Annotated in this window: 9 protein-coding genes; all 9 read right to left on the reverse strand. The window is 38.9% G+C overall.

All coding sequences use genetic code 11. The annotated features are described in order from the left end of the window. Positions 1-57: 57 nt before the first annotated feature. The gene (locus T479_RS19620; protein ID WP_025220623.1) at positions 58-3,138 is read right to left on the reverse strand and encodes an AAA family ATPase; all 3,081 of its coding nucleotides are present in this window, start codon (positions 3,136-3,138) and stop codon (positions 58-60) included. Next, positions 3,135-4,292: an exonuclease SbcCD subunit D gene (locus tag T479_RS19625; protein ID WP_025220624.1), complete on the reverse strand. Its 1,158-nt coding sequence runs from the start codon at positions 4,290-4,292 to the stop codon at positions 3,135-3,137. The genes T479_RS19620 and T479_RS19625 overlap by 4 nt, the downstream gene beginning before the upstream one ends. Positions 4,293-4,551: 259 nt before the next feature. Beyond that, positions 4,552-5,484 carry an SGNH/GDSL hydrolase family protein gene (locus tag T479_RS19630; RefSeq protein ID WP_025220625.1) on the reverse strand — a complete coding sequence of 311 codons (933 nt, stop codon included), beginning with the start codon at positions 5,482-5,484 and terminating at the stop codon, positions 4,552-4,554. Positions 5,485-5,516: 32 nt separating this feature from the next. Continuing rightward, entirely contained in the window at positions 5,517-6,746 is a 1,230-nt protein-coding gene (locus T479_RS19635; protein ID WP_024364516.1) for an aminopeptidase, read from the reverse strand. 1 nt (position 6,747) lies between these two features. Beyond that, entirely contained in the window at positions 6,748-7,896 is a 1,149-nt protein-coding gene (locus T479_RS19640) for a DEAD/DEAH box helicase (protein WP_024364515.1), read from the reverse strand. A gap of 148 nt (positions 7,897-8,044) precedes the next feature. Beyond that, on the reverse strand, positions 8,045-8,746 hold the full coding sequence (cuyB, locus tag T479_RS19645) for a cysteate racemase (protein ID WP_025220626.1): 702 nt from the start codon (positions 8,744-8,746) through the stop codon (positions 8,045-8,047). Next, positions 8,743-9,972 carry a carboxylate--amine ligase gene (locus T479_RS19650; protein WP_025220627.1) on the reverse strand — a complete coding sequence of 410 codons (1,230 nt, stop codon included), beginning with the start codon at positions 9,970-9,972 and terminating at the stop codon, positions 8,743-8,745. The genes cuyB and T479_RS19650 overlap by 4 nt, the downstream gene beginning before the upstream one ends. A gap of 87 nt (positions 9,973-10,059) precedes the next feature. After that, positions 10,060-11,046, reverse strand: a complete 987-nt coding sequence (locus T479_RS19655) for a C39 family peptidase (protein WP_036205547.1) — start codon at positions 11,044-11,046, stop codon at positions 10,060-10,062. Between the two features lie 155 nt (positions 11,047-11,201). Next, a complete protein-coding gene (locus T479_RS19660; protein WP_081769928.1) occupies positions 11,202-12,698 on the reverse strand; it encodes a class I adenylate-forming enzyme family protein in 1,497 nt (498 codons plus the stop codon). Positions 12,699-12,714: the final 16 nt, after the last annotated feature.

Consider the following 12,714-nt stretch of genomic DNA (forward strand, 5'->3'; position numbering starts at 1 on the left):
CCACTTACACCACACAGTGCAAGTGGGTTTTATTTAGAATTGTTTGGGTGACTGGCACTACTTTACTTCAAAGTGTGTTGTACTATGCCCACTTAATGTTTTTTCAACATGTAAAACGGCTGGCATTGCGGCTTTTAACTCAGCTACATGTGAAATAACACCAATCATTCTTCCTGAATCTTGTAAATCAATTAACGTATCAATTGCTTTATTTAACGCTTCCTCATCTAAAGAACCAAAGCCCTCGTCGATAAACATCGTTTCAATCTGAATATTTCCTTGGAAGCTTTGAATAACATCTGCCATACCTAATGCAAGACTTAATGATGCATTAAACTTCTCCCCACCAGATAATGTTTTTACATCTCTTAATTGGTCCGTATAAGCATCATACACATCTAACCCTAACCCACTTTGCTTGGCATGCTTCTCCAAGCGATCAGAGCGCCGCAATTCAAACTGTCCATTTGATAAATGGAATAAACGAAGATTGGCTGCTGCTGTAATCTTATCTAAATAATTGATTTGAATATAACGCTCAAATGACAGTTTTTTAGGATTTTGACCATTCAACACGGTGTAAAGTTCTTTTACACGGCCTGCTTCTTTTTCGAGTATCCGTATTTCCCTCGCCGTTTCATCAACTTTAACAATAAAGTCAGCACATGCTGTTGCATAATTTTTCGTCTGTTGCAATATTTTAAATGCTTCTTCAGATGTAGCTCGTAACATCTCAAGCTTGTCTTCTAATATCGTTAAATTTTGCTTCTCTTTTCCTTCAAGATGTTGTGCTCCATCTAAGATTTGTTGCTGTAAAGAGTGCTGTTGTAAAGCGTAATCCCGGCACGCTTTACGTAATTCCTCGATTTGTACAACACTTCGCTTTGCCGCCGCATATGCTTCATATGTTGTAAAACCTACATTGTTCATGCTTGTGACAAATTGTTCTCGTTTTTCATTCAGTTTGTTTTGCAATTCCTCATAGGCTTTTTTTGCCAGTTCTTCTGCTATAGCTGCCTTATGTGACGCTTCTTTTGTTGCTTGTAGATTATGCTGGCTCGCGTTCCATGCTGCTTGTAATGCATTCTTTTGCGATTTTATATCTTCCATTGTTTGCTTTAATTGTTGCAATGACTTTACATGTTCAGGAATGTACTTTTGTTGTTCTTCTACAATTGCTTGCTGTTTAATTAATTCTTTCGACTGCTCGGCAAAATAGTGCTCTAACTGGACTTGTTTGTGTTGTAATTGTTCATTTCTTGCCAGTTGCTCTTTTAGCTTAGTCCGTGCGATAGATAGTTGATCGTTAACGATTTTTAAAACAGTAACTTGTTGCTCAATGAATTGTAATGAAGTTGTAAGATCTACTCGATCAGCTAGTGATATATGGCTAGCTTCTACCTGTTCAGCCACCTCTTGAAGCAATTGCTTTGTTGTTTTGACTGTTGCTTCTTTTTCGTAATAATTTCTCTCATTTGCATGAGCTGTCGCGCGGATTGTTTCCAGCTCCACTTCATCCACGATTGCTAGTGGCTCACTATGTGTTAATTGGTGTGTTGTACTGCCACAAACTGGACAAGCATCGCCATCTTTTAACTTGGCTGCTAAAATACTTGCCTGACTGGTAATCCATTGTTGTTCCTTAGTCTGTAGCGCTTTATTACTTTCTTGATAGAGCTGTTGCGCCCTTTGAAACGCTTGCTCAGCTAGCTCACTCGCTTGCTCATATTTTTCCAATTGAGCTAATAATGTGACTTGTTCTTTAAGCTTAGGAAGTTGTTCTAAATAACCCGCATAGGGCTCCATTTGTTTTTCATATTGCTCAATGGTTGTTGTTAACTCTTGAAGTTGGGTTTGCTCTTTTTCTAAAATGTTTAGATTATCTGCTACTGCACGTTTAGCATTATCAACAAGTTGTTGCGTTATTTCTAGTTGTTGCTGATTATGCTCAAATGCCTCAAACTTTGGTAACAGCGCTAATAGCTGCATTTCTTGTTGCAATATTTGCTGACGAGCTGGTTCTTTCGCTTCTTCCTCTGAAAATAATTGCTGGGCTATTGCTAGTTGTGCCAAAGCGTTTTGATGATTTATTGTCGCTTGCTGATAAAGTTGTTCCTTATGATTTTGCTCTGTCCGTAATTCTACACACTGTTGTTCAAAAGTAAGAAGACGCTCCGCTTGTTCAGCTAATTGTATTTCCTGTTCCTTCGCTGTATATAAATGTTGTTGTTGTAACAGCATTTGCAAACGGGCTTGTCGTTGCTCCTGTTGTTCGAACTGCTCGTTCAGCGCTTTCGCCATACTGTAATATTCTTGTTCCTTTTGATGATGCGCATAGGCTTCTTCATAGCGGAGCTGTTCCGTTTGGATACTAGCATTATAAAAGAATTGCTCTTCTTCAAGGGCATTTTTTAGTTGATGCATATTATACGTATTATTGCTTATACAAGTAAATAGTGTTGATGACCGTTGTGGTAATGCACCTGCAATTTGTCCAAGTAAATGTTCTTTCAATTGCTGGGCACGCTCGACATCCTTTTCGGCTTCTTTTCTTTTGATATCTAGTTTTTTGGTCATTGCATTAAAACGATCTGTTTTAAAAATTTTACGTAAAATGACTTCTTTATTCGAGGAATCAGAAGTTAATAATTTGCGAAATTCCCCCTGGGGCAACATCACAATTTGACTAAACTGATCTTTTGTTAGCCCTATAATTTCAAGCAGTTTTTTATCTACTTCATTTGTTTGCTGCTTCTCCACTATACTAAAGTCAAATTTACCATCCTTTATTTCTGCTAATTCAACTTTTCTTCCAGTGACACTTTTATTTTTTGCTTTAATATGACCTGGTTGGCGTAAAATGTGATACACTTTACCGCGCATTTCAAATACCAATTCTACTGCGGTGTAAACATCATCCGCAGCAAAGCCACTCCGAAGCATAGCTGTATCCTGACGATCTTCACCACTTCCTGCACCATACAACGCATAACAAATCGCATCAAAAATCGTCGTTTTCCCAGCGCCTGTTTTGCCTGAAATAGCAAATAAACGGTACTCTCCAAGCTGTTGGAAATCAATCACTTCTGTATGTTTATATGGACCGAAAGCAGTAATCGTTAACTTGAGTGGTTTCATCGCACCGCCTCCCGTTCCTCATCTAATAATTCTTGTAGCATCTCTAAAAACAAACGCTCGGTTTCTGGATCAGGTTGATCGCCCAAAACATCTGCATAAAATCCACGAAACAAGTCAATATCCTCTACTTTTTCCGTTTCAACAGCTTGTATTTCTTGGGCTACTTGTATTCGTGATGCTTTACGTTCAATATGCATTGCATGTGGAAAAACAGTACGGATTCGCTCCATCGGTGAGGCTACAGGTGTCGTGTCTGTTAATCGTACAAAGACATAATCATCACATGGTGGTAGTTGTAATAAATCATCCATGAAGCCTTCCACCACTCGTAGATCACGTCTTGGCACAAGCTTGCTTTTGTTAACCTCTACATGTCCATTAGCATCTAGCTCTACAATTAAAAAGCCTTTCTCATGCAAATGTTCCGACAACGAATATTTCAACGGTGAACCTGCATAACGGATTGTGTTATTCAGTACAAAGTGAGCTTTATGCAAATGGCCGAGTGCCGTATAGTTGAAATGTTCAAATAAGGCAGCGTCCACGCAATCTGACCCACCGATGGATAACGGTCGTTCCGAATCACTTGTATTATCTTCTTCAAAGCCATATTTCGTCACAAAAGCATGTCCAATAAAAATATGCCGCTTTGTTGTATCCATCGTTTGCTGAATATGGGCGATGATTTTTTGCATTGCATCTTGATGTGACTGAATCGTATCATCTTCTAAAATAGTGCGTATGGAGGCTGGTTCTGCATATGGCACTAGGTGAAAATGCACCTCACCGAATTCATCTGTCAGAACGATTGGTGAATGTTCTTTTGTGAATTGCCCTACGATATGTAACCCACTATCTCGCATAAGACGACTACCAAAATTTAATCGTCCCGCACTATCATGATTTCCGGCAACTGCTAACACCGGAATTTTCTTTTCAAGTACAATTTCTGCGAAAACATCGTTTAATAAGTTAACGGCCTCTACAGGTGGCATTGAACGATCATATAAATCGCCTGCTACAATAATTGCATCAGGTTGTTCTTCTTCAATCGCTTGCAAAAATTGCTGTAAAATATAACGCTGATCCTCGGTCATATAGATACCTTGTACAAGTTTTCCTAAATGCCAATCGGCTGTATGGAATATTTTCATTGTCTATGCACCTCCTGTTTTGCTTTTCTTTTATTTTATCATGCATGCAACTATATTCCTTTTTGGGTGACTGGCACTCGTTAAATTCAGAATTGTTTCGGTGACTGGCACCCGTTAAATTCAGAATCGTTTGGGTGACTGGCACCCGCACAAGGCACACAAACAGTGGCACTAAAAAAGTATGCTAAGTTGTTTAAATTGCTCCTAATAGGTGGCAATTTATGTACTTAGCATACTTTTGTTCTTGGTGTTTTTCCACTTAAATTCGTTGTGGCTGTATGGATTGATTGGCTTTGACCTTTTCTATAAAAGTAGCATAGCCAATAAAACCTTGAAGGCTTCTGACGGTTGCGACTTTCTCTTGTTGTTCCGCTACAGGTTTTTCGTTGGACTCTGCTTGTTTCTCCATTATTTCCTGAAATGTCATGGGGTTCGGCTTAGGCAACTCTGTAGTAGAAATAGCTAAGCCATCACTACCGCTATACGATTTTAAAAAGGCATTTGCCATTTGACGATATCCTTCAAAATTAGGATGGACATCTGCTATATTTGGCAAGTAGTGAGTAGCTTGCAAGCCAAAAGCATCGTAGACATTAACATAAGTCATCCCTGCCTGCTCAGCTTGTTGTTCTAAAATCGTATTTAACTTTAAGAGCTGTGCATTCGTTCCCTCTTTTTGTGTTGCATGTACAGTGGGATAGGCAAAATAATAGCCCATGACATAGACTTTCGCATTGGGTGCGCGTAATTTCAACTCAGCTAATAAATCCGACATATTTTTTCGCGCACTATTTAACGCAAAATCTACTTGAAGCTGTGAAAATGTTAACGTACCAGCTGATGGGTTAACCTGCACAAGACGTAGTAAATCATTGGCACCTGCGGAAATAGTAATTAGCGTTGCATTGGCTAGTAGCGCGCTTGCTTCTTCAGACTTAACACGCTCTAAAACATCTGCCGTTGTGAAACCAGGAAAAGCGAGCTGCTTTGTATAGTGATTCAAATGCCCAATCATTCCTAATCGCATCGCAACCAAATCGCTATAACCTGCATCAATTTCCTGATACGGTGTTTGACCAGCCGCTAAGGAATCTCCAAGTGCTACATAATTTTCACCACGTGCAAAGGCAGATGAAACACCAAGTGTTAACGAAAGTACAGTTATACTTACTAGGCTTATTAGTCGTTTCATCTGCTCACCTCACAATAAATGTCGTTAATCTATTAAAAAGCCCAGCTACCTTTACGGAAAATTGGCTCCACAGTGCCATCTGGTAAAATACCGTCAATATCCATGTCGCCGCTACCAATCATAAAGTCCTCATGTGTTACTGAAATATTGGCACCTAATGCTTCAAGTTGACCATTTTCTAAATCTCTTCCACCTTCTAAACAAGTTGGATACGCTTCACCAATCGCTAAATGGTTGGATGCATTTTCATCAAATAATGTATTAAAATATAAGATCTCTGAAGCTGAAATTGGGGATTCATGTGGGACAAGTGCAACTTCTCCTAAATAACAAGATCCTTCATCGACAGCGATTAACTCTTGCAATAAATCATGCCCAACTTGCGCTTGTGCATCAATAATTTTTCCTTCTTCAAAGGTAAGCTTAAAGCCATCAATAATATTGCCTTGGTATACTAATGGCTTGGTATTGCTTACATACCCCTCGACACCTTGTTTCATTGGTAAGGTATACACTTCTTCCGTCGGCATATTAGCGATAAATACAGTACCTTCAGGTGTTCTGCTCCCACCCGTTAACCACTTATGCTGTGGTGCTAAAGCAATCGTTAAATCTGTGCCTGGTGCAGTATAATGTAGTTTTGCATATTTTTTATTATTTAATAATGCAGCTCGTGATTCTAAGTTTGCAACATGTGTACGCCAATTTTCAACCGCATTGCCTTCACCAATATGCACCGTTTTAAAGATTGCTTCCCATAGCGCTGGTACTTGTTTTTCCACGTCTAAACTCGGGAATACTTTTCCTGCCCATTTGGCTGATGGTACAGCTACAATCGACCAAGCGATTAAATCCTTCATCACGGCATTGCGATAGTTTTTCAATGCAGCACCTGATACTTTTTGGTGTGTGGCTAATCGCTCAGCTGAAATACCCGTTAATTTGTCTGGATCTGCAGCATCAATCCATAATAATGCCCCTTTGCGCTCGATTAACTCATCACGCATTTTAACAACCCATTCAGGGAAACGATTAAATTCTTCATCAGACGCATGCTCGAAATAAGCGCGATCCATTTCATCATCTGAAAAATTCACATGAACACGACCAGCTCCAGCCTTGTATGCCTCTTTCACTACTAAACGCGCAAAGTCTATTGCTTCCACCGAAGTATTAACTAATAAGTATTGCCCAGGTTGAATATTAACACCAACCTTCACCGCAAGTTCAGCATATGCTTGTAATTTTTCTTCAAATGTCATATTATTTCCCTCGCTTTTGTCCAATTGTTTTTGAATTACCTTCTACTAGCTTGCCATCGTGCCATATTTTTTGCACAGGTTTGCCAGGAACTTCACGCGTCCACTTTTTATATGTTTTTTCATCGTTGTATGATAACAACGTAAGGACTTCACCATCTGCTCCCGCTCGACCAGTACGGCCTGAACGATGCAAATACTGTTCAATTGTACGTGGTACATCGACATGAATAACATGTGTTAAACCGGCAATATCTAAACCACGTGCAGCTATATCAGTGGCGATTAAAATACGCGCTTCTCCTTTACGAAATGCATCTAATGCTTTTTTACGCTCTTCTTTTTTCATGTCAGAATGTAAAGTAACAATTGGCGCTGAACGATATTGTAACTTCGTTTCTTTCATTAATAATTGATCGATATTATTGACAAAAGCAAGCGCACGTAACCCTTCTGTATGCGCCATTCTACGTAATAAGTCCGTTTTATCACGTTCTTCTACTTTCACAAATGAATGGACAACTTTGCCAACCTTCACCATATCTTCAGGTTTAATTTTGAAACGTAAAGGTTCAAACATCATGCGGCTAGCGACTAATTCAATTTCCTCCGTAATTGTCGCAGAAACCACAACTACTTGGCGCCCGTAAGCCGCACCTTCGATAAATGATTTTACGACAACGCGATACTCGCGGCTCAATAGCTGATCACATTCATCTAAAATAACTGTTTCAATTTCTTTTAACTTTAATTTCCCTGAACGCACTAATTCGTTTAGGCGACCGGGTGTACCAACTACGATTGTCGGTTTCTTCTTTAACTTCTCGATTTGTCTTGCAGAGTTTGCTCCACCAATTAGTTGTTGTACTGTAATATCAGTACCTGCAATCCATTCACGGATGACCTCGACAATTTGCATTGCTAATTCTTGAGACGGCGCAACAATCAGTCCTTGTGTTTGCTTTTTCGCCCCATTTACTTTATTTAGTAATGGCAACACATAGGCCAATGTCTTACCTGATCCTGTCGGTGATTCTGCTACAATATCTTTGCCTTCAAGCATTGCTGGAATCATTTCTTCTTGAATTTTCATCGCTTCTTCAAAGTTCCATTTTGCTTGCAATTCTTCTTTTAATAAATTAATTACTGACATGTTAATTCCCACCTTATTATCCTGCTTGACACTAGTTTAACACACTAACTGTGCACAAGCATTTTCCTGCTAAATAGATTGTTCGCGTTATTTTTATGTAACACCTGTATGGAAAAGGCTCACCCTTTTTCAACAGGTGAGCCACATGTTAATCCACTAATTCATAACCACATGCTACAATAGCACATTCCGCTAAAACGATTAATGAATCTATATATTTATCACATAATTTTAAATCTCGGTTGACGATAGATAACTCTGTACATCCTAGCACGATACGATCACAATTTAAAGCCAACATTGCCTCTTCGATAGGCAGCCAATCTTCTTTTGTTACATCTTTGCCAGCTTTCACATAATCGTAAATGATTGACATCACTTTTTCTTTCATAGGATTATCTGGTATAACTGGTGTAATACCATATTCCTCTAAAGCGCTTTGATACATACCTGAAGTTAACGTACCGGTTGTCGCTAAAATACCAACGCGCTTTGCCCCTAAATCATGCGCACGTTTCGCCGTTTCACGAATCATATGCAACACAGGAACTGGAGAGCCTTGCGCTAATTCATCATAAAAGGTATGCGCCGTATTACACGGAATCGCAATTAAATTCGCTCCAACAGAAGCTAGTTTTTTTGCATCCTCAACTAATACTGGAACAGGGTTTTCCTTTGTATTATCCAAAATAAAGGCCGTGCGATCTGGAATATTTGTATCATTGTCAATAATAGTATGGACATGCTCCTGATCTTTTGTTGCCTTTGTACGTCTTACAATCATTTCGCCAATAAACATTGTTGCAAGTGGACCAACGCCACCAATTATACCTAGAGTTTGTTTTTTCATGAGTTAGACAGACCTTTGTTGTTAAAATATTTCTTATATTTGCGATAAAAGCTTAAGTTTTCAAGCGTTACATTTAACCAACGTTTCGCATTCATATCTTTATAATTAAAAATAGAATCCGTTGCTAAACCTTGGCGAATTAAACTCTTTGCTTCCATCACAAGCTTTTCATTTAATACGTATTTAAATAATATACCATTTGGCACAATCGTCCAGAGGTGCTTGTTCTGCACATATGTAAGCTGTTGTTTACTCCCTCGAATAAAATCATCCGCTACATACTGCATTAAATTATAGCCGCTTGCTGTCACATAATAATTCGATAGTTCATTATGTAATTCTATACTTAACAATTTGTACAACCCATCTCGTTCATCAAATTTCATATCGAATGTAGCAAAGCCTTGAAATTTTAGCGCCTCTAGAAATGTTTTCACACACTCCATTAGTTCTTTGTCGTAAGTGGTCATAATGGCGACATAACGCCCAATACCATCCGGTGAATGCTCTTCTAAAATGGGGTTCCCTACAGATAGTAGCTTGACTTTGTGATCTTGTCCAACATAAGCATTCACAACACGCATATTAGCATCTTCGCCTGGAATATATTGCTGAACCATTAAGTCATCGCGATATGCTGACTCCTTATAGATTGCTTGGAAAATAGCATCTTTTTCTTCTTCATTTTGTGCAATATATACCTTTTTCTTACCAGGGAAAATACAACTTGCGTATTTCGTCATATTCAGTGGCTTAATGACAACTGGATAGTCAAGTGTCTTCAATTCCTCGTAATCATTTACCGTACATACATGCATATCAGGATAATGGAAACCATACTGTTCGCACAACTGATACATGCTTTCTCGTGTTAATAATTGATTGGCAAGCGGTGCATCGACATAGGGAATTACATAATCATCACATAGCTCCTCTTTATGCTGCACGATTTTCTTTACGTAAAACTCATCACAGGCTAAAAGCAATAACTTCTTTTCGGAAAATTCTTCTGCAATGGCTTGTAAAGCAACAACAAAGCGCTCTTCAATATGTAATCTTGGTACTTCACGAAAAGTTAATAAATCACTTTGGTGAATTTTTTCCATATTCGTATGATTTAATGCAAGTGGTTTAACGCCATAGGACTCGTAAAATGCTCGTGCCATGCCGTAAGCATTCATTTCATCGCCTAATAAAACTGGTAAAAAAGTGTGCTCAATGGCCATGCTACTCAACTCACTTTAGCTTTTTATTTATTAGTGTAACATACTTTTGTGCAATCCAAGCTGCGCTCTATAGCACTCCTCAAAACATTATTTATGAACCGCTACCGCTTGCATATTTAGCTCCTGATAGCTCTTAAAAAATTCATCTACATTGTATGAAACATTGCCCTGCAATGGATCCATTACGACAACTTGTTTATTTGAATAACCGGTTAATACGACAGCATGTAAATTTATGTACGCATCACGTTTCAACGTTTCTCCTTCATAAACCCATCCTTTATTGCCAGTTGTTTTAGGTGTCGATAAATCAAGCGTTACCCATACAACAACCGGTACCCCCTCCTCAACAAGCTCTAAAATATCACTTTGTGATGCACCACTCATATTCGTTACCCGCAAGTTGGATTGCTTATCTGCAATCGCCGCTTCTGCCGCTTTCACAATTGGTGCAGCAAAGACATACATACCATTGGCCTTATCACGCGGATTTCCTGCGTAGGCAACAGCTGGATTCGGCCCATATCGCTGACCACCTGCTGTATAAATATTCTGTTTAGGCAAATAGGTATCAGCCATTTCAAGCTTGGTCACATCCATACCATAATAATTTAAAACAGCTGTTAGTGAGGTAATTTCACAACCTTGGGGAAGTTCTGGCTTTTGCATAATGACTGGAACTGCTAGCTCCTGTTCTGCTCTAGATGAATGTGCTGGCAATCGGTAATAGGGCTTGGTCACGTCATACGTGAATTTTTCGATTGTCGTATAGCCATCATTGTCACCTACGTTATTGAGCGTTGTTGCAGTAATCGTATATTCCCTACCTTCTACAAGGTTTGTAAAAGTAGCTTCTCCCTCATCAGAGCCCATCGCTTCTTCGATTTTCTTACCAGACTCCACATCTGTCAGTTTTATATATAAATTAGGAATCGGTGCACCACTATTAAATTCTACTGTCAAAACTGTTAATTCATTTTTAGGTCGACTCTGCTTTGTAAATTGATTACAACCAGAAAGTAGCATGATAATCATAATCCCTACGATTAAAAGACGTTTATAATCCCTCCACAAGACAAATTCCGCTCCTATCTTTCGAAGAATTAGTCAATCTTCTATACTATTTTTACTATTTGTCGTAGTCTCATTATACGCTAATTTAGTAGGTGTTCATATTTTATCCTGCTACTTTTCAATGATTAGACAAAACTAGTGCACTTACTGCTACTTTAAGTAGTTGCTATTTTAGGTCGTAGTGTGTGTTTTAACACCTTTCCAGATGCATTGCGCGGTAGCTGCGCTAAAAATTCAATGTCAAAAGGTACTTTATATTTGGCAAGCTGTGTTTGACAATAGGCTAAAATCGTAGCCTCCTCTAACACCTTTCCTTCCTTTAATACAACAAAGGCTTTTGGTACTTCCCCGTATACTTCATGTGGTAATCCGACAACTGCTGCTTCTAAAATTTCTGGCAGTTGATATAAAACTTCTTCAATTTCAATTGGATAAATATTTTCCCCACCACGAATAATCATATCTTTTTTGCGATCCACTATATATAAGTAACCTTCTTCATCGAACCTTCCTAAATCACCTGAATAGAGCCAGCCATCTCGAATTGTTCGAGCCGTTTCTTCCTCATTGCGTAAATACCCTTTCATCACCTGTGGCCCTCTCACGCAAATTTCACCAACCTCGCCTGCTGGTACAGTTTCTCCCAAACTATCAACTACACGAACTTCTGTCTGTGCTAACGGTTTGCCGACTGAACCGATTTTCGTCAATGCATCAGCGTCTAACAGTGATGTAGCAGCTGGTGAATTTTCAGTTTGTCCATATAAATTTTGCACGTTTACATTTGGTAATGCCTCTTTCACTTGCTTGACAAGTTCATATGGCATCGGAGCCGCCCCATAACATAATAGACGTAAATCGTTAAAGCTATGATTCTTAAATGCAGGTGTATTTAATAGGATTGTATACATGGAAGGGACACCAAAGAATATTGTCGCCTGCGTTTTAGCAAGTTGCTCTAATGTATTTATAGGTGAAAAGCTTTCCTCTATCATTACGGTTCCACCTTTATAAAACATCGGCATCGCAAATACATGCAGTCCCGCACAATGAAACAATGGCGTACAAATAAACATCCTATCTTGAGCTGTCATAGTCATCGATGCTGACCAAATAGCCGCCGTCGATGCTATATTTTGATGCGTTAGCATGACACCTTTCGGCTTGCCTGTCGTACCGGACGTATACATAACAACTGCCGTATCATTCGCATGTAATGGGGTAATCGTTCTTTGTCCCTGACAGTTTTCGATAACCTCTTTCATTTCCTTTAAACCGATTATATGTTGAAATGAATAGCTAACATCTGCTAATACTTCGGCTATGCGCTCATCATAAATAAGCCCTTTTGCTTCAGAGTGTTTGACAATAAAGTCTACTTCCCGTGCTGCTAACTTCGTATTAATAGGCATTACAACAAAACCGGCTAACTGAATACCCATGTAAGCAATTAAAAATAAATCAGAATTAAGTGTATATAATGCAATGACATCGTCTTTTTCAAAGCCCTGTTGTTGCAAATACGCAGCAAATCTTTCTGTATGCTTATAAAACTCACTATACGTTACTTTTTGTTGTGCATAAATTGTCGCAATAGCATCTGGTTGCTGTGTAGCATAATGTTGTAAAATATCCGTCATAAACATCGTCATCATAAACCCCCTCATT

Origin of the sequence: Lysinibacillus sphaericus (assembly GCF_000600105.1) — a bacterium.
Lineage (GTDB): Bacteria > Bacillota > Bacilli > Bacillales_A > Planococcaceae > Lysinibacillus > Lysinibacillus sphaericus.

Coding starts and splice junctions, on each gene's coding strand:
- T479_RS19625 (WP_025220624.1), bottom strand. CDS start 4,292: ATGAAAATATTCCATACAGCCGATTGGCATTTAGGAAAACTTGTACAA.
- T479_RS19650 (WP_025220627.1), bottom strand. CDS start 9,972: ATGGCCATTGAGCACACTTTTTTACCAGTTTTATTAGGCGATGAAATG.
- T479_RS19635 (WP_024364516.1), bottom strand. CDS start 6,746: ATGACATTTGAAGAAAAATTACAAGCATATGCTGAACTTGCGGTGAAG.
- T479_RS19660 (WP_081769928.1), bottom strand. CDS start 12,698: ATGACGATGTTTATGACGGATATTTTACAACATTATGCTACACAGCAA.
- T479_RS19640 (WP_024364515.1), bottom strand. CDS start 7,896: ATGTCAGTAATTAATTTATTAAAAGAAGAATTGCAAGCAAAATGGAAC.
- T479_RS19630 (WP_025220625.1), bottom strand. CDS start 5,484: ATGAAACGACTAATAAGCCTAGTAAGTATAACTGTACTTTCGTTAACA.
- cuyB (WP_025220626.1), bottom strand. CDS start 8,746: ATGAAAAAACAAACTCTAGGTATAATTGGTGGCGTTGGTCCACTTGCA.
- T479_RS19620 (WP_025220623.1), bottom strand. CDS start 3,138: ATGAAACCACTCAAGTTAACGATTACTGCTTTCGGTCCATATAAACAT.